14 protein-coding genes and 1 tRNA gene are annotated in these 23948 nt (G+C 61.8%); 4 read left to right on the top strand and 11 right to left on the bottom strand.

Translation table 11 applies throughout. The features are described from left to right. The first annotated feature begins 244 nt into the window (after nt 1–244). Together V5B40_RS01660 and V5B40_RS01655 are read left to right on the top strand one after the other, a co-directional pair. The gene (locus tag V5B40_RS01660) at nt 245–1456 is read left to right on the top strand and encodes an XRE family transcriptional regulator (RefSeq protein WP_332352829.1); all 1212 of its coding nucleotides are present in this window, start codon (nt 245–247) and stop codon (nt 1454–1456) included. Beyond that, nucleotides 1453–1917 (top strand): DUF4411 family protein, encoded by a 465-nt coding sequence (locus V5B40_RS01655; protein ID WP_332352828.1) that lies wholly within the window; start codon nt 1453–1455, stop codon nt 1915–1917. The genes V5B40_RS01660 and V5B40_RS01655 overlap by 4 nt, the downstream gene beginning before the upstream one ends. A 4-nt stretch (nt 1918–1921) precedes the next feature. Here the strand turns inward: V5B40_RS01655 and V5B40_RS01650 are convergent, their stop codons facing one another. The 9 genes from V5B40_RS01650 to V5B40_RS01610 all read right to left on the bottom strand — a co-directional run bounded on the left by V5B40_RS01650 (nt 1922) and on the right by V5B40_RS01610 (nt 20665). Beyond that, a complete protein-coding gene (locus V5B40_RS01650; protein WP_332352827.1) occupies nt 1922–2230 on the bottom strand; it encodes an STAS-like domain-containing protein in 309 nt (102 codons plus the stop codon). An 86-nt stretch (nt 2231–2316) separates the two neighbouring features. Beyond that, nucleotides 2317–3315 (bottom strand): ATP-binding protein, encoded by a 999-nt coding sequence (locus V5B40_RS01645; RefSeq protein WP_332352826.1) that lies wholly within the window; start codon nt 3313–3315, stop codon nt 2317–2319. A gap of 21 nt (nt 3316–3336) precedes the next feature. Beyond that, nucleotides 3337–4371, bottom strand: coding sequence for a hypothetical protein (locus tag V5B40_RS01640; protein ID WP_332352825.1), 1035 nt, complete (start codon nt 4369–4371; stop codon nt 3337–3339). 196 nt (nt 4372–4567) lie between these two features. Next, the gene (locus V5B40_RS01635) at nt 4568–7705 is read right to left on the bottom strand and encodes a type I restriction endonuclease subunit R (protein ID WP_332352824.1); all 3138 of its coding nucleotides are present in this window, start codon (nt 7703–7705) and stop codon (nt 4568–4570) included. Between the two features lie 12 nt (nt 7706–7717). Then, on the bottom strand, nt 7718–8614 hold the full coding sequence (locus tag V5B40_RS01630; protein WP_332352823.1) for an FRG domain-containing protein: 897 nt from the start codon (nt 8612–8614) through the stop codon (nt 7718–7720). Next, entirely contained in the window at nt 8611–9975 is a 1365-nt protein-coding gene (locus V5B40_RS01625) for a restriction endonuclease subunit S (protein ID WP_332352822.1), read from the bottom strand. The genes V5B40_RS01630 and V5B40_RS01625 overlap by 4 nt, the downstream gene beginning before the upstream one ends. Beyond that, the gene (locus V5B40_RS01620; protein WP_332352821.1) at nt 9972–14714 is read right to left on the bottom strand and encodes a DEAD/DEAH box helicase family protein; all 4743 of its coding nucleotides are present in this window, start codon (nt 14712–14714) and stop codon (nt 9972–9974) included. The genes V5B40_RS01625 and V5B40_RS01620 overlap by 4 nt, the downstream gene beginning before the upstream one ends. 3 nt (nt 14715–14717) lie before the next feature. Further along, nucleotides 14718–18527 carry an ATP-dependent DNA helicase gene (locus V5B40_RS01615; protein WP_332352820.1) on the bottom strand — a complete coding sequence of 1270 codons (3810 nt, stop codon included), beginning with the start codon at nt 18525–18527 and terminating at the stop codon, nt 14718–14720. Then, nucleotides 18524–20665, bottom strand: a complete 2142-nt coding sequence (locus tag V5B40_RS01610) for a type I restriction-modification system subunit M (protein WP_332352819.1) — start codon at nt 20663–20665, stop codon at nt 18524–18526. The genes V5B40_RS01615 and V5B40_RS01610 overlap by 4 nt, the downstream gene beginning before the upstream one ends. A 978-nt stretch (nt 20666–21643) precedes the next feature. Here V5B40_RS01610 and V5B40_RS01605 point away from each other — a divergent pair. Then, nucleotides 21644–21850: a hypothetical protein gene (locus tag V5B40_RS01605; protein ID WP_332352817.1), complete on the top strand. Its 207-nt coding sequence runs from the start codon at nt 21644–21646 to the stop codon at nt 21848–21850. A 9-nt stretch (nt 21851–21859) separates the two neighbouring features. Continuing rightward, nucleotides 21860–22684 (top strand): hypothetical protein, encoded by an 825-nt coding sequence (locus V5B40_RS01600; protein WP_332352816.1) that lies wholly within the window; start codon nt 21860–21862, stop codon nt 22682–22684. Between the two features lie 708 nt (nt 22685–23392). Here V5B40_RS01600 and V5B40_RS01595 read toward each other — a convergent pair. Both V5B40_RS01595 and V5B40_RS01590 read right to left on the bottom strand, forming a co-directional pair. After that, nucleotides 23393–23680: a hypothetical protein gene (locus tag V5B40_RS01595; protein WP_332352815.1), complete on the bottom strand. Its 288-nt coding sequence runs from the start codon at nt 23678–23680 to the stop codon at nt 23393–23395. Nucleotides 23681–23817: 137 nt separating this feature from the next. Then, nucleotides 23818–23894, bottom strand: a tRNA-Met gene (locus V5B40_RS01590). Nucleotides 23895–23948 lie beyond the last annotated feature (54 nt).

The following is a 23948-nucleotide window of genomic DNA, read 5'->3' as shown; positions in this document are numbered from 1 at the left end:
GTGAACTATCGATCGTCGGGAGCAGTGAGCCCTTCCTCCTCGAACCAGCGCCTCCTGAGTCCGACTACCGGCAACACCCAGAGGAGTACGAGTTGCTGCACTTCGTTATCCCCGCGGCTGACGGACCTGTCGCTTTCCAGCTGGCAGTACCGAAGGGCAAATGCGACGCCTTTGCGATTCTGGAGCTATTCATACTGCATCACGGCTCAGACGCTTCTGGACAAGATGGGGCAAAGATAGAATGATGGGCGCTTACTATCCAGGGCTTTTCGACATGGCAGCCAGCCTTGCCGCACCGATCAATCCCGACCTTCTCGTATGGGCACGCGAGACGGCCGGCTATTCGGTCGAAGGGGCTGCCGCGAAGCTTGGGATCAAGCCCGAAAAGCTCGAAGCCATCGAGCGCGGCGACCCAAATCCAAGCTTCGCCCAACTCAAGAAGGCCTCCGACGTCTACAAGCGGCCGCTTGCGGTGTTTTTCCTGGCACAGCCACCGCCGCGGCAAACGACCGTACACGATTTCCGCTTGCAGCCTGGCGTTTCGCAACGTCCCTATGCACCACGCCTGAACGCTGAGATACGTCAAGCAAGGCTGCGCCGTGAAGACGCATTGGAACTCGCGCGAGAGATCGAGCGCGAGATTCCCTCCTTTCAATGGCAAGCGTCGATAGACGAAAGCCCTGAAGCCGTGGCCGCACGGGTACGTCAATTCCTCGGCGTTGCGCTGGAAAGCCAATTCGCCATTCGTCGTATAGAGGATGCACTAAAGATTTGGAAGGCTGCTGTTGAAGCACAGTCGATTCTCGTCTTTGAGACCAGTCGCATACCGCAGGAAGAAATGCGCGGCGTGTCCCTCCCCGACGCGGTATTGCCCATTGTCATCCTGAACGGTGGCGATGCCCACGCTGGCCGTATTTTCACCCTGATGCACGAATTGACGCATTTGCTGCTGCGTCAGGGCGGCGTGTGCGACATGGTGCCAATTGACGACGGCACGCCTGACGCGCGTCTTGAAGCCTTCTGCAACGCTGTCGCCGGTAGTGTGCTGGTTCCAGCTGATGCCCTGATAGGCGCGCTGCCGAAGCAAGGTGTGCAAGCTTGGGCGATGGAGGAGCTTGATGAGCTCGCCCGAGGCTTCTCCGTGAGTCGCTATGTGATCCTGCGTCGCCTGCTATCAGTTGGCCGAACCACGAAAACTCACTACAAAGCCATCAGCGCCAAGCTGGACGAAGAGCAACAACAAGCACGGAATAAGCCGCGAGCCCAATCCGCTGGCGGCCCGCCGCCTTCGGTGATGGCTGTGCGCAACCTCGGTCGTCCCTTCGTGCGATTAGTGCTCGATGCCTACGCCCAAGACCGCATTGCACTGGCTACCGCGTCAGACTATCTGGGCGTCAAGATCAGGCACTTGCCCCGCATCGAGTCACTGGTATTCGGTCACGAGGCCACGGCTTGAGCTATTGCATTGACACCAATGTCTTTATCGATGCCGGAGAACGCTACTACCCGCCTGACATCGTGCCAGGTTTTTGGAAGAACCTCGACGGACTCATCGCGACCGGCCGCATGAAAGCGCCAGAAATGCTCATAGAGGAACTGGAACGTAAGGGGGACGACTGGCGACAGTGGGTCTATGAGCGCAAAGATACCTTGATCGTGCCGATGGACTTGTCGCAGATCGAAGCCGTAACGAAAGTGGTGGCCGTCTATGCGGCCGAAGGCATCGACGCCAACCGAATCACCGGTGACCCGTTCTTCATTGCGCTGGCGTTGGCCCAAGACCTGATTGTGGTCACCAACGAGAAGCCCCGCCGTGGCGGCGCCAAGATTCCCAAAATATGCAGTGCGCTGGGCGTGCCTAGCATCGGCTTGCTGGACGTAATGCGACGGGAGGGCTGGCGGCTCGTCGCCACCTGATACGTCAGTGGCTGTGCGCCTTGAGGTATTGGTCGGCACGGTCCGCCGCAACGAATTCGATGATCGCGCGCACATCGTCCGAACACGATTTGAACACCAGCTGGTCGAGAACATCTGGACCACGCGTAAGGATGAGCCGGCCAATCAGGGCATCCACAAAAGACTGAGTCACCTCAACGCCCGAAAAATCGAACACCAAGTCACCGCCACCTGCCAGCGCTTCCTCGATCGGCAAACGAAGCGGAACAGCCGTTTCCCTGGCGCCAATCAGGCGACCGTGGGCATGTTGGACTAGAGGGATTTGGGTGCGCATTGCCTTGGGGGTTTCTTCATCAGGCGATAACGATAGCTTACTTTAGCAAGCAGCGTCTGAAAAATGAAGGTCACACAGAATTTCCATCAATCCTCAAAGCGTAAACGTAGTACCGGCGCATCCTCGATGGGCGGCAGCAATTCACGATAGTTCACGCTCTTCAACGCGTCTCGCCTGCATTCGAGCGCTATGGCGACGCCGCGCCAACGGGCACTGCGGGCCAGTCGGCGGCTACCTGCGAGTGGATCGTGAAAACCGCTACCGCTGACCACCACCAAACGTCCCTGCGCATGTTCGGCAATCCGCGATACCGTCGTCAAGCCCACCCCTTGGTTGACGGAATCCTTGAAGACCCCAAGGTCGCGATTGCAGCTTACCCGCGGACGAAGCGCCACCAGAATCGCGTTCAGATCAGTCTTGCGCGTCAGCTTGCGCATGGCGGCGTGATCGCGCAAGGTTTCCAGCATTCCGCAACCGTTGTCGACAACGGCCAACTGAAGGCGGCCGCTGCGGGGATAGTATTGGCTGGCCACCCACACGCACGCTTGACCATGGCGCTGCCGTCGAGCGTGGCTCAAGGCATTGTTCAACAACTCAGTGAGGGCATAACTGATCTGTGTCGCAATGCGGTCCGCCGTGTTCGTGCAGGTCATTTCATCCAACGGCTCCCTGAGGTCGATGTCCGGCATCGCACCTACCATCGCGGTAGCAAGTTGGTTGGCCGTGCTATTGATGTCGCGGGGATGGTCAATTCGGGTTAGCTCAACCAGGGCGTCGCGGCGGTTCCGGCGGACGCCCACCCGTGCTGGTGCGCAATCGACCAACTCCACCTCCTGGAAGACATCCATGCGTTGCAGATAGCTGCTCACCGAATCGGCAAGCCCAAACACGCGAACCACTTGGTCGCGCTGCCGCAGCATATGGCAGGTCGAGCCCAACAAGGCCAAGCCGAAGGGGTCGGCGAATCTCAGTGCGCGTCCATCAAGCACAACATCGTTGTCGGCCTCTAACGCTGCGCCGCACAGCGCGACGAGACCATCGGGCATGTCGACCGTCAGGCGTGACGGGCAGACGAGCAGGCTCATGCGGTGCCGCTCATCGCGCGGTTAACCCTCGGCTTCATCACACCAACCCTCTGAAACAAACCGCCACGGGGCATCGAGCTCTGCCAAGCCGTCATAGTCGGCGACTCCCAACAGGCCGTTGAGAGCGTCGCTCATCGGCTGGTCAAACTTCGGCCAGATCGCCGAATGTAGCGCCCACAACAGGTCTGAGTCGCCTCCAAAAAAAGAGGAGAGAGCACTCCGCAGCTCGCTTCGCTGCGCCTCTGTGACGGCTTTTAGGGCTGCGCCGGGAAGGCTGTCTACGTCATCGCCGGTTTGATCACAAATTGTCCCTAACTCCTCACCAGAAATCCTGGCAAACTCAAACCCCAAGTAGAACTCCGACGGCATCAACCCAAACGCATACTCAGACTCGAAACTGTTGAAGCTATTCCCGGTGGCAGCTTCAAAACCGTGCAGCCATTCACCCAAGGTCGCTGCCCATGCAGCCGCACGGTCAGCCCCCAGGGCAGTGGGACAATCGGCTTGCATCTCAGCGAGTTCTACAGAATGACTTAGCACGGTCAACCAGGTCGCCGCACGGGCGCGATGCGCGTCTGGCAGAGATGCGGCATACGCTTCAGCAGTGAAATGCCAGTCACAAGAACGATCATCATCATGCTCGACGCCACTCCACCAAAACGTCGTCTCCTTGAAGTCGTCGCTGGAGAACGCGATGGCTCCAGGATGTTCTCGACGGAGCCATTTTGAAACAACCCCACCAACCTCTGTGCAAAGGGCCTCGTAGTCACTCCCTGATGACGTGTCAACGTCGCCGTCTGTCTCGATCTTCGAGACAGAGAAATCCGGAAAACCATAGGCCGTGATCGCCTGCTGGAGCTTGTCCTCGTCGAATTGCCCAGCGAACACAAATAGAAAGGAATCCGAATGCCCACGCTGCTTTCGGCGCATTGCCCGATTCGCTGCGCGAAGCAAGGCAACATCGTCGGCAGAATCTTGTGCAGGCGGAAACGCGCCACTGAGAGTGACGTGCACCAGGACATGACGGAGGCCGTCAGGCAGCAACGTCTCGGACACGATCAATGTCGACCCACGAAGGCCGTATGAACAGCGTGGCGAAAGCAGTTTGAGCCTTGATAGCGACGCCGGATTGCTGGAATTGCATCGTTTTCATACTCCCGGTGGTTGATGCCAGATTTGGGCGGCTTTTCCATCCAACCCTACGTCCCTTGGCCATCGATAAAGACAGACTCGCTGCGCAGTCGCCAAGTCACTAATGGGCAGCAGGCCCTTGCCCACCATCAGCGGCGGAAGGAGCCTTCGACCTCACGGCCTCGAAAATCTCGCGCGCCAGGATAGGGAATGCTGCGCCCTGAAACCCCTGATCCGCCATGTAGCGCGTGACGATTTCGTCGTTCTCGGTCATGCGCTCGATCATCATTTCCTCGATGAGCTTGCGAATCCCCAGCTCGAACTTGTCGAGCGGGTTGGCCATCGCTGTCCTGACCACCTGCTCGCTCTTGCACGCTTTCTCCTTGATCTGCTCAAAGAACAATCGGTCCTCCTCGGAGAACTGTGTGCCGAACCGCTCGTTCAGCACCTTGATGATCTCCGAGAGTGGCGCCGGCTCGTCATGCGCCTTCCCTGTTCCCACATCCGAGGGGCTCTTGATGTACTGGGCCTCCCCCTCCTTCACGACGATTGCACCCGAGAACACGCGCTCCAAGCGGTAGTACTGCAACGCCACCTCGTCACCGACCTTGAGCACGGTCGTGTCGCGATCCAGCGGCAGGTGCGGCAACAGAAAGCGCCCAAAGCTGTAAAGCATCTCCAGCTCCGGATCGGCGTAGGGCACGATCTGGCTGAGGAAGGCATAGGCATTCACATACGCTGACAGCCGCGCCCGGAACTCCTCGCGCGTTGTTTCCTCGGCAATCGCCTTGAAGCGGTCCACGGCCGGCTGCAGGTGGCGCTGCATGTGCGCATGATCAGCCGCCCCTTGCCGCTGCAGCGGCTTGTAGAACACCTGCGCGAATGCCTCGACCTCACTCCAGTGATAAACCTGCGCCAGGTCGAGCGCGTGCTTCAGGCCGTTCAGCAGCGACGGGTCAGAAATCGCTGCCAGCTCGCTCTTGTCGTAGTACGGCTTGAAGGCGTGGTAGATGTTCTCGGCGTCGTTGACGAAGTCGAGCACGAAGGGCGGTTCCTTGCCCGGAATCATCCGGTTCAGCCGCGACAGCGTCTGCACGGCCTGTACGCCGTCGAGTCGCTTATCGACGTACATTGCGCATAGCAGCGGCTGGTCGAAACCGGTCTGGTACTTGTTGGCAACGAGCAGTACCTGGTAATCGGGCGTCTCGAAACGCGCGGGCAGCGCCGCCTCGCTGATCGGCTTGCCCGTCACGACATCGGTGTTCATGCCGGGCTCGGTGTACTCGACGCCGGTTTCCGGATCGTTCACCTTGCCACTGAACGCCACCAGCGGGCGCACGTCCTTGTAACCGTTTTCGGCGATGTAACGCTCAAAGGCGAGCATGTAGCGCACCGCGTGCAGCCGCGACGACGTGACCACCATCGCCTTGCCACGCCCACCGAGCCGGTGCATCACGCTGCGGCGGAAGTGCTCGATGATCACCTCGGTCTTCTGCCCGATGTTGTACGGGTGCAGGCTCATGAACTTCGCCAGCGCCCGCGCCGCCTTCTTCTTCGGCAGGTTCGGGTCGTGTTCGGCGGCCTTCAGCAGCTTGTAGTAGGTGGCGTAGGTCGTATAGTTGGTCAGCACGTCGAGGATGAAACCCTCCTCGATCGCCTGGCGCATGCTGTACAGGTGGAACGCCTCGGGCGTGCCGTTGCCTCCGGGCCGACCGAACAGTTCCAGCGTCTTGCCCTTGGGCGTGGCGGTAAAGGCGAAGAAACTCAGGTTCGGCTGCTTTCCGCGCGAAGCCATCACCTCGTTGAGTCGATCTTCCCAGTCGGCCTCGCCTTCGGCATCTTCAGCAGTGCCGGTACCGACGCTGTTGCCAAGAATCGCCTTCAGCTCGCGCGCCGTCTCGCCCGTCTGGCTGGAATGGGCCTCGTCCACGATCACGGCGTAGCGGCGCTTGGCGATTTCGGCTTCCCACGCCTTGGCCTGGGCCTTCTCTTCCGCGGTCGCCTTCTCTTGCGTCTCGGCGCCGGCTGCGTGCAGCAACCCGCGCAGCACGAACGGGAACTTCTGCAGCGTGGTGATGACGATCTTCGTGCCGTCGATCAGCGCCGCCGCAAGCTGCTTGCTGTCCTGGTCGATGGCCTTCACCACGCCCTGGGCGTGTTCGATCTGGTAGATCGCGTCCTGGAGCTGCTGGTCGAGCACCCGCCGGTCGGTGATGACGACGACGCAGTCGAACACCTTGCGGTCCTCGCTATCGTGCAGGCTCGCCAGCCGATGCGAGAGCCACGAAATGCTGTTGGTCTTGCCGCTACCCGCCGAATGCTGGATCAGGTAGTTGCGCCCCGGTCCTTCGCCGCGCGCGGCGCCGACGATCTTGCGTACCGCATCGAGCTGGTGGTAGCGCGGGAAGATCAATGCTTCCTTGGTAATCCGCCGCTGGCCACCCTTGCCGTCGTCGACCTTCTCATCCTTCTTCTCCAGGAACATGAAGTGGCCGAGGATGTCGAGGAAGCTGTCGCGCTGAAACACCGCCTCCCAGAAGTAGCCCGTGCGGTAACCCGAGGGATGTTGTGGGTTGCCCGCGCCGCACTGTACCTCGCCCGGGTGGCTGCCGCGGTTGAAGGGCAGGAAGTGCGTGGCCACACCCCGCAGCCGTGTGGCCATATGCACCTCGTCCGGATCGGCAGCGAAATGCACCAGCGTGCGATTCTTGAAGCCGAACAAAGGCGCTCGCGGATCGCGGTCCTTCTGATATTGGCGCATCGCGTGGCGCCAGTTCTGGCCCGTGCCGGGGTTCTTGAGTTCGCAGGTCGCCACCGGCAACCCATTCACCGCGAACAGCAGGTCCACCGTGTCGTGCTTGCCTGGGTGGCAGAGCACCTGGCGCGTGAGCGTGAGCTGGTTCTGAGCGTACAAGGCCAGCACTTCGTCGTTGAGCCGGTGCGCCGGTTTGAAGTAGGCGAGCCGGAAGGTCTTGCCGTAGAACTTGAAGCCGTGGCGCAGCACATGTAGTGCGCCCTTCAGGTCGAGTTCCTTGACTAGAGCGCTGATGATCAACTTCTCAAGCCCAGCCGCATGCAGCGTGCGCATCTCTTTCCACAGCTTTTCCTGCGTGGCTTCCAGGAAGCGGCAGACGCGCACAGGGAACAGAGCGCGCTCAACATCCCATTCGGCATTGGTCCCCGTGTGCCAATTGCCCTGCTGCAGCAGTACTTCCTCTACGTGCAGTTCGAAGGCGCGCTCGTTGGTCTGCCTACTCATGTACAGGACTCCTCACAGCTCGCCCTTGCTTTCGAAGACCCGATAGCGCAGCCACTTCGCTATGCCGTCCAAGTCGGGGAAGAGCTGCCGGTCGAAGACACCGTACTGGTCCAGCCGACGGCGAATGTCGTCGTGGGCGTCATGGCGGATGATGATCTCGAGACAGTCCCTCTCCTCCAATGCCTCGAAGGGCTTCTGGCAGGCCAGCAACACGCTATCCTGCGCCCGCATCCTGGGCGAGACATGTGGCGGGTGGTAGATCACGTTCTCGGTGATCTCGAACGGCGACGGTGTCGGTGAATGCATGCTGCCTTCAACCATCTCGTCGGTTGTTGTTGCAGTTGGCGGCGTCGGGTCATCCTCCTCGCTTGGGTCGAGCCCTTCGACACCGAACTCCTCGTACCCGGATCCACGCGTCGCCGGCGTCGTCGCGAGGTCCTTCACAGGCTTGACGGCAGGCTGCTGCTTGCGATTGAAGTTTGTGTAGCGTTGCGGATCGCTTATCAATACGTACACCGCGCTGCTTATGGGACCGCCATCGTCGTCCGTTTTGGTCTCTCGCACCGCGAAATACAGGGCTACCAGCGGATTGGTGGTCCAATCCATGAACCGCGTCGGCAGACCATGGTGCTGCGCAATGGCCAGAGCCTCCCAGTCGGTGCGTGGCAGGTGCTGGACATGGGTAACCAGATGATTGCTGAATACATCGAGCACCTCCCGTTCAAGCTCGTCGCGTTCGCGGAAGGACTTCTCCAGCAGGTGACCGTAACGCCCTATCGACGGCTTGAGCTCGTAGCCCGCGGAGACCAGCTTGGTCTGCCCCCGAAAGTACTTGCGTCCTTCCGGTAACTCATTGCGCACCGTCTGGAGGTATTCTTCGAAGCTCTCGATCTCGAAAGGCGTGCTCATGCGACAGCCCCTCGCACGTCAATCTTGCCTGTAACGGCCGCAGTGACCAGCGCCGCGCGGTATTCCTGCAAGCGCTCGATGGCCGTCTCGACCTTGGCGACCATGCCGTCGATCTTCGCCGTCGCGATTTCTAGAAACTCTGCGATAACGCGCTGCTCCTGGATTGGTGGGGCTATCAGTCGCAGTATTGGCAACTTGCTGGCTTTCAGCCCCTCGGCAGTCGAGCCTGTCGATAGACTTTGGAGCTGAATCTGGAAGTGGTCAGACATCATGCCGTACAGGGCAAATGTCTCGAAGAAGCGCTTCGGGTTCAACCGAAAGCGAATAATGCGCTGCGCTAGCGCGATATCCTCTCTATCAACTAGAGCCACGTTCCCAAGGGGCGCCTCAGTCGTGAATAGGATGTCGCCCTTCTTTGGCAACCCGCGTCGCATGATCTCCTCGTACTCGTCCTGGGCGACGTATTCCTGCGAACCCTCGTAGTCGATGTAGCCCATACGGACATTCCTGGCAGTCACCAAGAACACGCCGTCTTTTGTCTTCTCTGGAGTCTTGCCGCGGTAGTCTGCCTTCTCAGCAACGTACTTTGTGAACGGCAACACATCCCATTGCTCAGGCACGTCCCCAAGCCAGTCAACACCGGAGGGCTTTAGCTTGGGGTGCGGGTCGAGGCCGGCGGCGCGGGCTGCTTCGGGCGGGAGGCCGTGGGTGACCGTGTGCGAAATGAGCGCGATGCGCTTCTCCTTCAGCCGCTCGATCAAGGTCTGCTTCTTTGCGACCAGCGTGTCGATCTTCGCCGTCTCGCGGTCGAGGAAATCGGCGATGCTGTGTTGGTCATCTAACGGCGGCAGGGGCACGCGAACGTTCTTGCAGAACTCTGGGGGTACACGCTTCTGGCCGCCAGCACCGTACATCTCGCCTTCACCCGTACTCCGAAAGAGCCTCGAAATGGTGAAGTAGAACAAGAACCGCCGCTCGATAATCATTGCCGGGCGAAGAACATGCAGTTCCGTCGTGCCGAATGCAGCGCCTTTCACTAGCCCCACCGCCAGAGCACCCTTGCCGTTCTCGAAACAGGGCGTGATCTTGGCCACCACAACATCGCCATCGTCGAACTCTGTGTAGCCCGCTCCAACGTCCGCGATCGTGCGCGTCTGTTCGAGTTCCAAGCCACCGTACTCCCCGACTGCTTCCATCGGTACGAACGACACCTCATCGCCCGAACGAAGAGTCCGTAGTCGGCTCGAACGCGGATTCACACTCATGCAGAAACGCCCGCGCTTCACGTCCCAATGCTCGGGCACGTCGCCGAGCCACTCGATACCGCTTGGCTTGTACTTCAAATAGGCCGTGAATCTCATGACCGCACCTCGACTGGTGAACCCGTACGTGCCATCGTCGAGAAGTACTGCCGGCAGTAGTGATAGGGATGCCGAGACTCGAAGCGCCCGAGGTTGTCGACGACCGTGACGATTCGGCACGATGCAGTGCCGCCGTTTCTTTCACCGCGGAGCCCACGACCGACCATCTGCATGTAGCGCACCGGGCTGAAAACCTGCCGGGCGATCAGCACCATGTCGGTCCTGGGCGCATCGAAGCCAGTGGTCAGTACGCTGTGATTGCACAGCACGCGGAGCTGTCCGCCCTGGAAGCGGTCGAGAAAGTAACGGCGTGCGACGGTCGGTGTGCTGCCGCTGATCGCCGCGGTGCGAACGCCGGCGAAATTCAGGCGCGCAGACATTTCCTCCCCATGCGCGACGGAGTTCGTGAAGAAAAGAATGGAGCATTCGGCACTGCCTTCAATACACTCTACGAGACGCTCGTTGCGTCGTGAGTCGCCAGCGAGTCGCTGGTTGATGGCCTCCAGCAGGTTTTCGAGGTCAAGACCTTCCCACGGCTCGCTCAGTCGCCCCAGCCGGGCCAGTTCCTCGTCGGTAAGGCCAACGCCGGAGTCGAGCGACTCGTAGCGCGCCTGCGCGAGCACTCTTTGCGAAAGAAGGCGCGCGTAGAGCTGTTCCTGGTCGGATGGTAGCCAGCGGCTGTCGAAGCGCTTGGCGAGGCGCTGGCTTTCGTCGTCGTCGGTGCGGAACGGGGTGGCACTCAGACCCACGATGGCGGGTTCGTCCTTCTCGGCCGCACCGAGTCGCGGCAGTTCAGCATCCAGCCAGCGCAGCAGCGCGCTGTAGCTCGGCGTGATCGCATGGTGGCACTCGTCCACGACCACAAGACCGGGTTTCCGCAGCCACTCCAGGTCCGTCGCGCCGAAGCGATTGTTCAGGGTCTGGATTGAGGCCACGACGGCAACAGGCTTGTCCAGATCCCGCCCGGTCGGGTTGGGATTTCCGCCCCACAGGCGAGCGATGCGCAGATTGGTTCGCCGGACGCCGAGATTGACCCAGACCTGTCGGAACGCCTGCACTGCCTGCTCACACAACTCGTCGGTCTGGGCGATCCAGAGCACGCTGCGCGCGACTCCCTCCGGCGCAAGCACGAGCCGCACGGCGGCCTCGACCGTCACGCGGGTCTTGCCGCCGCCAGTGGGCAGGCTGATGACTGCGCGCCGGCGCTTGGTGCCACTGGCCAGCAGCGCGCCTAGACCGTCGAAAACTTCCTGCTGGAAGTCGTGAAGGGGCGGCAGGTCGATCGGTCCGCTGACGAGTTCCTCGGGCTCGCGCCGGGCTTCGGCGGACGACGCGAACTCGGCGGGGAAACCGATGCTCGTCACGAAAACGAGCGCCGCCGCGGTGTTCCAACGCGTGGGCGGCTGCAGCCCCTCGTCCTCCAAGGTATCTCGCAGCGCAGTCAGCGCGGTCGGACCCAATTGGGCGAGCACCAGCTCGGCGACCTTTTGTGGCATGCACTCGCGGACGAAGTCCATGTCGCGCAGCGGCTGGCCCAGAGCATCGAACAAGGGTTCGACACGATGGCCCACTGCGCGCAGCAAGCGCTCGGCCATCGTCGCGCCTTGTGCAACCAGTGCTCGTCGCTCGTCGACGTGAGCGTCGCCGAGGCGTTGAAGCGCGTCCGCAGGCGGACCATCGAGCCAGCCGGACGCGGCGATTTCGGAGACCAGCCGCCGCAGGCGTTCCGCCCGAGCAAGCGGCGCCAGTTGCTCCAAGTCCAGATGCAGGGTGCCATCCCACATCAAGCAGGGAGCGTCCTGTGCCGTGTCACCGATCCTGAGCCGGAGAGCTGTCACGCGTTGGCAACGCGCCACCTCACGAACCTCCTCGCGCAAGACGTCGCCCAGTTCGGGCACCGCATCCGTCAGGCGCTCGGGAGGACCGGCGATGGATTCCCACTCCGCCTGGATCAGCCCAGCGAGGTCGGCCGCGCCGGCTTGCTGCCAGAGTTGCATCGTCGGAGGGTCGAGCGCGACCACCACGCGTCCCTGGGTACGGGCTCGTCGCGCCAGATCAGCGGACGTGGTCACGAAGACCGCACTCAGCGGAACACGGCCGGTCGAGGATGGCAGTTCGCTGGGGACGACGCCGTCCTTGGCGGCGCCGAGCCAGAGGTCGGTCAATGCGTCGCCATTGAGGGCGGCCGGAGTGACGAGAGCAGCGATCATCGCGCCCCAGAAGGCGCACAAGTCCGCCGGCGTAGCCGACACGGTCAGGAACGCGGTGTTCAGTCGATCGAGCGCGGATTCGATGCGACTCCAGTCCTGAAGGTGTTGCAAGGCTGACTGGTCGCGGCACGCGACAAGTGCCCTGAGGGGTGCTGTGGAAGTGCCCATCTGCACTTCGCCGTGTTTGAACACGTACCAAGGCAGCGGGTGAGGCACGTCGATCTTCGAGTAGGACGGCCTGGTGCAGTGGCCAAATCGAACGGATCTTTGGAACGTCGGCTCGGCGAGCCGGCCAATGAGCTGGAAGGTGAAACGTGCCTTTGAAGCGCCGGTGAGCTCGGCAAGCAAGCCGTAAGCTCTCGGCATCGATAGCGTTTCGGGTTCGAGGTAAGCCCGAGATGCGGAGTTGTCGTGAATCCCCTTGTAGCGGCGGCGGCATACGTGGAGCCAGTCTGCCAAGAGGTCGCTCGCGCCAGGGATCTCTCCGAAACTCAAAGGTCCAATATCGCCTGCCGGAACGTCCACTACGCCCAGCGCGACCAACGACGCCCGGTCGTTAGCATGCGCATCGGGATCGACAAGTACGTTCGAGTTCGGAGAAGGATCGCTTTCCCTCACCAACCCACCGGGAAGCAGGACGCTATCCGCATTCGCCCATCGTCCATCGCGCCGACGCACGTGCACGCGATCGCGATACGTGTTCAGGAAGCCCTTGCGTACTCCCTCCGGCGCGCGGCGCAGCCGAGACCAGAACGCCTTCCATCCTGCCTCGTTGCTCTCTGGCAGGTCGCGCGGCACCTGAAGTGCCTCGACGAGGATCGATGCCCAGACCTGATCGTCCAGCTCATTGACGCCAAGCACGCCACTCAGGATACGCCGCGCCTCGGCGTTGGACTGAAGCACGGCGGCGACTGATTCGCGATCCGGCACCGACATACCGTCCGGCACCAAGACAACCTTGGCCGCCGTAACCAACTTGGCTGACTGGGTCGGAATGATTGCCAGCGTGGGTAGAGCCTGGCTCCACTCGCCGGGCTTTACATCTATGGAGAAGGACTCCGCCAGCTGCAGTACGCCAAGCGCCACGCGGGGCTCGGCCGAAGCCACGGTGCCGAACCACGACTCGGTGCTGTAGCGGCGAAGCGCGGGAGGGCCCTGGCCCGCGGCTGGCGCTTCGATACGATCCGCCAGCGCATTAAGACGGCTGGCGCGCTGCCGCTCCAGGCAGGACGGGTGCACCAACAGGCGTCGCTTGTCTTCGCCAACGAGTGCTTGCCAGCCAGTTGCCAGTGCCAAGGTGTCTTTCGGGTGGCGCCAGAGATCCTGCGCGCACCGTAGCTCCCCGGTGCCGTCTGGGATGAGGGCGGCCGCCTCCAGCAATGTCCACAGCGACTCGACGAGTGGGGCGGCGTCCTCGTCCTTGCGATCCAGTTGCCGCGGAAAAGCATCGAGGAGCCGGGCGGGGTCGTCGGCAGTAGCCAGGTCCGCCAGTGTGTCGACGATCAATCGCGCCGCCGCGCTCATCAAGGCCCCATTCCACTCGCCCCCGATTATCGCGTTGCGGTCGCTGTTCAGTTTCCACGGCGCATTCAATATGCCCGGCAGGTAGGTCTGCGTGTGCGTGGGGAAAAAGGCCCAGAAGCGGCCTGCCTCTTCACGACGCCCTTCGAGCGGAATGGCCCAGGAGACGGGCACGGACTCGCGCGCGTGGATGTGCGTGGCGTCTTCGATGGCTCGGGCTTCGTCGATCCGAACTTCACGCGCAGCGATGCGCCAGCGCGAGATGCCCTCGCCATCGTGCAGGATGTGCTCGGCGCCGTCGATGGCCAGCCGGACTTCGCGCGCCTTGTCCTCGCCGTTGTCGAGGGTCAGCGCGGTGGCGATAGGAAAGAACAGCAGGAATTCGGCTGGAAATGACCGTATCTCTTGTCGAATGTGCTGCAGCAGACTCTCTGAGTCGACCTCGACACGAACGATCGTTTCAGCCCAAGCCATTTCAGCGCACAGCGGATCCGCAGCGCGCTCATCAGGCGGAAGGGACCACGCAAGCCGCAGGCCGGGCGCTTCTGTCACCTGAAACCGCTGCCGGAGTTCCGCACGGCACTTCTCGGGATCGAAACGAATCGCTCCCGAGGCTCGCGTGAAAACATCGATCCGCCCGTTGAGTTTCAACAGTGATTTGAAGCCGAGACCGAAGCGCCCTATCTGGTTGCCGCGTTTCGGGGAAGAATGAGAGCGAAGAAGCGCATCCACGCCTTCTTCACTCAGTGATGCCCCGGTATTGGCGACATAGAGACGCCGGCCGCGCAGCAGGACATGGATGCGACCATCGTCGTCCGGTGCGTCGACACGCTCCCGGGCCTCCAGCAACGCATCCGCACCGTTCTGAACGAGTTCGAGAATCTGACGGTAGCCGTAGCCGCCTGCCAGCACCGTTTCCTCGATGCCAAAGTGCTCCTTGAGCAAGCCGGGGTCTGCGTCATAGGAGCGCAGCCGCTTGTCATTGATCTGTTCGAGGAAGGCTTTCACGGGTCAGTGTCCACCGAGCTTCGCGATCACCACTGCGATGCCCGCCGAGTCAATGCCGCCATCCGCTTGATCGCGCGTCACGATGAGCGTGCCCTTCGGCCCGCCGCCCTGTTCCAGCAACACGATGCCCTGCTCGCGATACCACTGCTGTTTTTCCTGCCAGCGGCGGCGGTAGGCGGGATCGTGCAGCAGGCCGCAATGCTCCCAGTAGTAGGTGATGCCCGTATCGTCGTCTTCGATCGTGAAGTCGGGGTATTTGAACAGGCCACCCAGTTCCAGCGGGTGTTCGTAGTGGTAGTCGATACCCTTGGCGTGCAGCAGATTGGCGATGATCACTTCGGACTTGGAGCGCACCGCTTCGCCTCGGCTGGTGCGATGAATCAGCCGGTCTTCGAGGAAGGTGCCGCCCACCTCCACCGGCCGTGGCGGGCCGAACAGATTGGTCAGGCGCGTGGCGGTGGCCGAGTAGCGCTCAGCGCTCAAGCGCTGGAGGTCGGTGGCCGAGCCCTGGTGCAGCACGATGACCTTCTGCTTCTGTCGCGTGAGCGCGGTGTACAGAAGCTCGCGCGTGAGCATCAGCGGTGAGCGCGGCAATACGAGGAAGACGACCTCGAACTCGCTGCCCTGCGCCTTGTGCACGGTCAGGGCGTAGGCCAGTTCGAGGCTGGCTTCGCCATCGTCGTCGAAGTCGGAGCCCCAGAACTTGAAGACGCGACCGACCTGGGTAGAGAACTCGATTTCCAGATAGTTGGCGGGCCACGAGCGCTTCTGCGTTCGGCGATGGCCGACGACGACACCGATCTCGCCGTTGGCGAGGTAGCCGTTGCTGGCGGGCTCCGGGTAAATGCGCTTCTTCCAGACCGACCAGTTGCGGTTGTTGATAACCTTGTCGCCGTAGATGATCTGGTTGTCGCCCATCGGAGTGGGGATGCTGCGGAACTTGCCGGGGTTGCGTGCTTTCTCGATTTGCAGTCCCTTGTAGCGCAAGTGGATCGAACGGTTCAGCGTGTCCACGCCCCAGGGTTTCTGGCGTACCGGGCTCAGGAGCTGCCAACGCTCGGCGGCAGCGCCGGCACCAGGGTACTTGTCGCCCCACTTTGAGTTGAACCAAGCCGAGCCCCTGTCGTCGAGGCTGCCTCCGAGGCTGCAGGCAAAGGACTGCCACTCCTCGCGCCCGCCATCGAAACCAAGTGCTTCGCCAAGCGTCTTTGGCAAGAGGTCATCAAGCTCGTCCGGGGTGTCCCAGCGCACGAACTGCACGGTCTGGCTGCTGCGCTGCCCGGCAAGGATTTCGAACACCTGGTCTTCGCCGGGGCTGAGCACGCCGCCACCGAACCAGGCAGCCAGTTGCAGGTCTTCACGCTCGCCTGCACCCTGGCGGCGCGGCACGGTGAGTTCGGCATAGCCAGGTCCGACGCGCGGAAAGCAAGTCTCGATGTCTGGCGGCTGCAGCCGCGCAATCACGTCGGCAAAAGGCCGGCCGGCGCCGATGGGCGGCAACTGGCGCGGGTCCCCCACGAAGATGAGCCGGTGCACGCCGCTCAGCGCCTCAAGAAGGGCGGCGGTCATCTCCTCGGTGAGCATCGAGCACTCGTCGACGATCACGGTGCGTGCGCCTTTCTCGCCCGGCTGGCCGGTGAGCCGGTAGCGGCCGGTAGCACCTTCGTAGCGCTGTGGTTTTGAGCGCGAAAGATACTGCGCCAGCGTCAGAGCTTGCAGGTTGTGGATGCCAGCGCGACGCGCCACGTCTTCCATGCGCACACGGGCCTTGCCAGTAGGGGCGAGCATCAAAATGCCCTCAGTTTGGATCGACGGGTCGCGGCACAGCACTGAAAGCAGGGTTGTCTTGCCGGTCCCGGCCGGACCAATGAGCACACAGAAGCGGCGCACAGCCAGTTCCGCGAGTGCGGCGGCCTTTTCCTGGCGGGCGCGCTCTTCCTTGTCGCGCTCTTCGCCTTCGGCGGGCAGCGCACCAAGCTGCTGGTCGAGCTCATGGCGCCAGTCGGCATTCAGCTGGTGAGCTTGGCTCTGGGCGCGCTTGTCGATGGTGTTGCGAATCAGCTCACCACTCTTGGCCAAGCGTTCGAGCTGGTAGGCGCGCGAACCATCGGCCATTTCCACGAGGCGGATCTCGCCGGCGAACTGCTCGTCTTCTGCGACGGCCAATAGGTCGGCGGTAACCGGAGTGTGTTGTTCGTCCTTTTCCGGCGCCCGCTTACGCAGGGACGCGATCACCGTCGCCTGCGAGGACAGCGTGTCACCGCGGACCGTGGCGTTTTCGAGTTCGCGGATGGTCAACGCCCGCAAGCGGCGCGCGTCGACCGCCGTCCGCACCAGGGATTGCTCGGCAAGCGGGTAGCGCTCGCGAACGAAGGTGGTGGGGAACACACCGCGATCGACGGTGCCAATGGCCACGGGTAACCGGGTGAGGCGGGTTGTTTCATAGACCAGGTACGGGTTGCGCAGAAGGTCAGCGTCGTCGAGCGTAATGCCTCGCTCGGCGCGTGTTTCGGGTACGGCCAGCACTTCGGCTTGCTCGGCCGTGCGGTCGATACGGCTCAGCAGCTCCAGCACCTGACGGCGTTCGGGCTGCATGCGCTGCCAAGCCTTGGCAATGGTCGGGTCAAGCTGCCGCGCAAGATCGGCGGGCAGGTGCGTGCGCGGGTCGGCTACGGCGGTCTGCCAGGCTATCCACGGGTTACCGTCTTCGCCGACCTTGTCGACCAGCGCCTGTGCGACGAAGTGGGCCAGCGGCACGCCGGTGGCGCCGAGCACTGCGCCCAGTCCTGGAAACGGGCCGCGCTTCTTCCACAGGCGGCCGAGTTGCCGGTCGATCCATGCCTCTTGCGGGGCCGTCGTTACATTGAAGAGCTCGGCCGAGCGCAGCAGTGCCGCGCGGCAGGCCAGCAGCGCGGCGATAGCCGCGTCGTGCCCGACATGCTCGGTGGCGTAGGAAAACTCGTTGAAGCGGTCCTCCGGCGCAAAGGCCACCACCTCGGCCGGGTCAAAGGCCCGCCCTTCATCAGAGTTGGCGAGCGCTTCCTGGTAAGGCATCAGGAAGCCGTCCTTGAAGCCCGGGCGGATGGAGTGGATCACCATCCGCTCCCAGAGCATGCTGCGAATCTTGCCCTGCGGTGAGCCTTCGTAGTCGTACTCGGTAAGCGGGCCGAGCGTAATGACGCGGCCGGCACCGATTAACGCACGCCGCCCTGTATCTTCAACCAGAGGCACCTGCTTCGCATACAAGAATACGAGCGACTCTTCGGGCTGGACGTGGTTCCAGAAGCAATCGAGCAGCGCGCGGTGGTTGCGGTGGTCCTGGACCCAATGGGTCTTGAACTTGAGGCCGAGCTTATCTTCGAAAGCCGGATCCACGCCTTCCAGCGGGAAGCTCTCAACGAGCCCGCGTTCGCCACGCGCTTCGTCGCCGAACACTGCCGGCTTCATCATCCAGCGGAACGGCAACCCGGCTGCAGCGTAGGCGTGGTAGTGCAGTCGCGTGGGCCTGAAGTGCGCATGGGTGTCAGGCGACGTCTTGACGTACGGGTGCTCATGCAAGCGGTCCAGCGGAAACGGCGCCATGAAGGTGGACCGTTCCTTGACGCAGGGTGGAAAGTCCGCCGGCTTCATGTCTTTCAACGACTGCCCGCGACCCCTCTCCTCGTCGGCTTCCACTTTGCTCGCGGCGATGTTGACCAGCTTGAGGCAGGCCGTGTTGTGCCGGGGCTGATTACAGATCGTGCCGTTCCAGCCGTTGTCGTGCCAAGGCACGCGGATGGAGACGTGCCGCAACGGGTACGAAAGGATGCTCACGACGTGACTTCGCCGAGCAGCCGCATGATGTCGTCTTCGAGCGCCTTGATGTCGGCCTCGATCACCTCCAGCGACCGTGGTGGCTCGTAGCGATAGAAATGCCGGTTGAGCGGGATCTCGTAACCGACCTTGGTCTTGCTCTCGTCGATCCAGGCGTCGGGCACGTGCGGGAGCACTTCGCGCTTGAAGTACTCGCTGATGCTTTCCTTGAGCGGGACGCTCTCGGTGTCGCGCAATTCGGAATCGGGCTCGGGTTCGCCGTTGCGGTCGCGACAGATCTCCGCCGTGTCGTCGCGTTCACCCAGGGCGGCAAGCACGGCCTTCAGCTCGGGCGCTGAGAGGCGAACGCCGGCGGCGCGATCGACTTCACGCAGGGCGATGAGGAAGGCGGTGCGGTCCTTGAAGCGTGTTTCGCCGTGCACTTCGGCGAACCGGGCAAGGAGCTTGCGGATTTCTTCCTGCCTGCACTTGCCCAACTCGATCTCGTCGAGCCGGGCCTTCTCGTTCTTCTTGATGCTGGTGACCAGTTTGGCGAAGCCGCTTTCGGTCTCCAGCCGCGCGATGCGCTCGGAGGTCGCCTCAAAATTGAGCCGCAGCGGGCGTTCGACCGTAATCTTGTGGAAGCCGAAGTCGAGGTTGTCGAAGACCTTGCTGACCACCTGCACCTTTGCAATAGCCTGCTTGGTGATCGGGTCCTCTTGGCTGAAGGTTCGCGCCTCACCGTCGGTGAAGTTGCCGAAAAGTCGGGTGATATCGCTGATTTGGTCCGGCTCGCTTTGGCGGTCGCCGGGGTCACCCAGCTTGTTGCGCTTATTACCGAGGCTCTTCGGCATTTTGACGAAGAAGCGCCGCGCATCAATGAGCTGAACCTTGCCTTTGCGCCGGAGCTCTTTGCGGTTGGTGAGCACCCAGAGGTAAGTGGAAATACCGGTGTTGTAGAAGAGCTGGTCGGGGAGTGCGACCACGGCTTCGAGCCAGTCGTTTTCGATAATCCACTGGCGGATGTTGCTCTCGCCGCTGCCGGCATCGCCGGTGAACAGTGGTGAGCCGTTAAAGACGATGGCGATGCGGCTACCGCCATCGATCGGGACGCGCATTTTGGCCAGCATGTGCTGCAAGAAGAGCAGCGAGCCGTCGTTGATACGCGGCAGACCGGCACCGAAGCGGCCGTTGTAACCGAGTGACTCGGCCTCGTGCGCGATGTACTTCTGCTGCTGCTTCCACTCCACGCCGAAGGGCGGGTTCGCCAGCATGTAGTCAAACGTGCGCTTTTTTCCATCGGCGTCGCGGTCGAAGCCATCCCTGGTGAAGGTATCGCCAAGGACAATGTTGTCGGAGTCCTCGCCTTTGATCAGCATGTCGGCTTTGCAGATCGCCCAGGACTCATCGTTCCAGTCCTGCCCAAACAGGTGTGGTTGGGCGTCGGCGTTCAGATCGCGGATGTAACGCTCCGCCACCGAAAGCATGCCGCCGGTACCGCACGCCGGGTCGTAGATGGTCTTGACGACGTGGCTGTTGCGCAGGTCCTGCTCGGGGGACAGAAGAAGGTTGACCATCAGCTTGATCACCTCGCGCGGCGTAAAGTGCTCGCCGGCCTCTTCATTCGACTGCTCGGCGCCGATGCGGATGAGCTCCTCGAAAACGTAGCCCATCTGGATGTTGGCTTGTGCTGGCGTCAGGCCCGGGAAGGTGAGATCAAGCTTGGGATCACAAAATGCCTTGACGACCTCGTACAGGAGGTTCTTCTCGGCCATGCGCGCGATCTGCTGATCGAACGCGAAGCGCTCCATGATCTCGCGGATGTTCTTCGAGAAGCCGTTGATGTAGGCGTTGAAGTTGGGCGCGAGCTGGTTGGGGTCGTCAAGGAGTTTGGGCAAGTCCAGCTTCGACAGGTTGTAAAACGGCCTGCCGGTGATCCGCTCCAAGAGACTGCGCACCACCGTCTCGGGCTTGGTCTTGATATTGGCGTGCTCGGCCAGCACCCGGACCTTGGTGGGCTCCAGAAGGGAATCGAAGCGACGCAGAACCGTCAGCGGGAGAATGACTTTGCGGTACTCGTTGCGCTTGTAGGGACCGCGGAGCAGGTTACAAATGCTCCAAATGAAGTTGGCCAGTTGGGCATGGTTCTCAGTGGCCATGCGGCGCTCCCATAAACGGCATGCGGCGAGCACGATTACCACTGATCGGCGGCGCGCAGTCGCGCCAGGGTTTGTCGCCCCCAAAGCGCCGGCCGCCCCGGTCAGCAATAAGCCAACGCTTGACTCCATAGCCGATGGTGGCGATGGCGCTGTTTTGCTTGGTTGGCGTCGTCGCCATCAGCTTGCCATTTGCTTGGTGAGAGTTTTCATGGGCGCTCTAGATGGAATGTCCGTAGCATTCTAGCCGATTCGCTTGATCTTCTTCGCGCGCTTCACGCAACGAATCGTGAGGCAGATTTTCGGAAAGAGCACCCCTGTTGCGCGAGCTGTCGAATCAGGCGCGTGAAAGGGGACGAATTGGGTGCCCATGAGGTCCACTGCCGCATGGACCACTGAGCCCGATCACTTGGCGGCCGATCGACGTTTCCGATTAGCCGCTCGAAACCCGGGCGGTGATGGCCTGCAATCCGAATGCCCGGACGACAACCTCTCGTCCTGCCGAGCGTCGCGCCTTGCTCTTCTGTATCTTCGGGCACCCACAACCGGGCAGACGCGACGCAGAATGGCAAGTGTGTCAGTTCGCATATCGGCAAGTCGATAGGATTTTGACGCGTCTGCTCAGTAGGCATGGATTATCGACTACGACGGCTCCAACGGAGACGAGAGGTAGCCCGGTTCTCTTTCTGCGACCACTGACTGCGCTGCAAGCTCGCCGCCATTGAGCCCTGCCAGCGAAATGTCAAGTAACGCGTCCTCGCGACAGAATCGCCTACCCAAGCATCTCGACGACAAGCCGTTGTTGCGCTTGCCGAGCGCCGTCCCGTCTTGACACGGTCCCGACTGGTCGTATGCAACCGGCGTGCAAAGGCTGGCAGCATTTGCTACTATTGTGACCATCACGAAATAGTAGAAGATGATATGGCCGACGAACATGTGACCGTCACCAGGCGAGGCAGACCGCCAAAGGGCACGAGGCCGATGACCGACAGCGAGCGCAAGCGCGCACAGAGAACGCGGGATAAGCGGGCGACCATCGACGCCATCGGCGATGAACAAAACGCCCCCTTACGGGCACTGTTGGACATTTTGGGACGCGCCGAAACGTCGGAACCAGCAAGGCAGTCGGCACAACGCGCTTGGGCCGAAATCGGTCGACGTTACGGATTTGTGACGATCACGAAATGAGGTGAGGTTATGGAAACGATTAAAGGCCCGGCCCTGCGTAGTTCCGAGGTGATTCCCTTCTGTCCGACAGACGAAGCTACGCCTGCCGCGAAAGCTAGCCACTACGAGGGCGTACGCTTCAATGCCATGAAACACGGGATCCTCTCCAAACTCGCAGTATTGGCGCACGAAGACCACTCCGAGTTTGACGACTTACTGGCGGCGCTGATCGATGAGCACCAACCAGCAGGCATCACGGAGCGGCATCTGATCGAAGAACTGGCAGCGATCATCTGGCGCAAGCGGCGGGTGCTGCTGGCGGAAGGCGCAAAGATCAACGAGGGAATCAAGAACGTGGTCAACAGTCCGCGCAGCGTCATGCCTTCGGCCGCACCTTTTGAGCACGGGCCCTCCGGCGAGCATACCGACCTGCCTTATCTGCTGAACGCAAGCCCAGAAGAAACCACTGAGCGCCAGCGCAACGCGGAGATTGACCTTGCCGCGACGTGTAGAGCGGTGGCGATCCTGGACAAAGGTGGAGCTAACGCCTACGAAAAAGCACGTCGCATACTGACTCGGGACTCGCGCGAATGGTGGGACGTGCAGGTCCAGGAGGAAGAGTACTCGGCGACCGCCGACGATCTGCACGAGTATATCCGCGAGTCACTGGAGCCGATGCACGCACGTTTGGCACAGGAGGCGAGATTGGTTCCAGCGATCAAGGCGCAAACCCTGGGCGAAGCGCTGCCCATCTTCCGACTGGAAAAGCTCAACCGCTACGAAACGCATCTCGACCGCAAGTTTGAGAGAACGCTGGCCATGCTCTTGAAGCTGAAAGAGCTTCGCAGTAGCTGAAGAGGGCACAGCAACGAAAACAGGCGCCATGCGTCTCGTGGCAAGGCTTTCAGGCAGTTCTTGCCAACAACGATGGCCAAACGTACCTGATGATTTCGGCAAAATCCGGGAGGAAAGAAAATGGGCGGCAGCGGCAGTGGGCGGCGGCATCAAGGTGGCAGGGACACCACTGAAGATTCGCGCCCCCTGGACATTCGGAAGTTGTAACGTGCAGGTCTACTGATACCTGGCCGCAGCTTCTGGTGGCAGTGGACGGTCAACAGCCGCCCGGTGGCCGACATCCGGGTGCAAGCGGAAATCCAGCGCGTCGTCCTCGTCTACCGATACCGCTGCGGCAATGATGACATTTGGCACGCTGTCGAGCAGCCCGTCTTAATGGATCACACGCCCTGCACCTATGGCGGAACCAGGTGCTGGTGGGTCTGTCCGTCCTGCAGTCGGCGCGTCGCAATTCTCTACGGCCACGGGAAGCTCTACGCTTGTCGCCACTGCTACCGCTTGGCTTATGCGAGCCAGAGGGAAGCGGCCGACGATCGAGCGCGGCGGCAGGCTGACAACATTCGGCGCCGCTTGGGCTGGCCTGCGGGCATCGCGAATCCCGATGGCGACAAGCCCAAGGGGATGCACTGGCGCACATTCGAGCGACTGACCGCCACGCATGATGCTTGTGTCCGGGTATCACTGGCGGGATTGGCGAATTGGCTGGAGTCACTGAAACGGCGGCGTGTTGGCGTGGCCGATGATCCACGCGGCCGGTGTTGAATCTGTTTCGCAAAATGGCGAAAGCCGGCGGATGAAGCAATGCGCAAGGCTGTCCGGAAACTGCACCGCAAAGGTGGGCGCAGGCGACGGCTGGTGAGGGGCGGGGAATGTGGTCCTTCGCTGCCGACCGTTTGCCGTGCCTTGCTGCAAATGGCTTTCCGACGCATCGGGGCGAGGCATCGAGAGCGGGAGCAATAGCGTCATCACTGCCACGCCCTGAGCGCGGGCCGCCATGTCCGCCGCCTCACATATGCGAACCGGGCGAATGAAATCTCTTGCGCGACCCGCACCCTTGGTTACAGCGAATGTAACCCCGGCGTAACCCCAACAAAAAGCCCGACCTTGCGGGCCGGGCTAAATGCTTGATTCTTTGGTGGTGATGGGTGGAATTGAACCACCGACCTATGGGTTATGAATCCATCGCTCTAACCGACTGAGCTACATCACCTCAGGGCGGCAGATTATAGGACCCTGCCCGCCGGGGGTCAAGCCGGGCGATGCC

This window comes from Candidatus Accumulibacter meliphilus, assembly GCF_036625345.1.
Taxonomy (GTDB): domain Bacteria; phylum Pseudomonadota; class Gammaproteobacteria; order Burkholderiales; family Rhodocyclaceae; genus Accumulibacter; species Accumulibacter meliphilus.
Note: the sequence above shows the minus strand (reverse complement) of the source record. Positions and strands in the feature narration are given on the sequence as shown.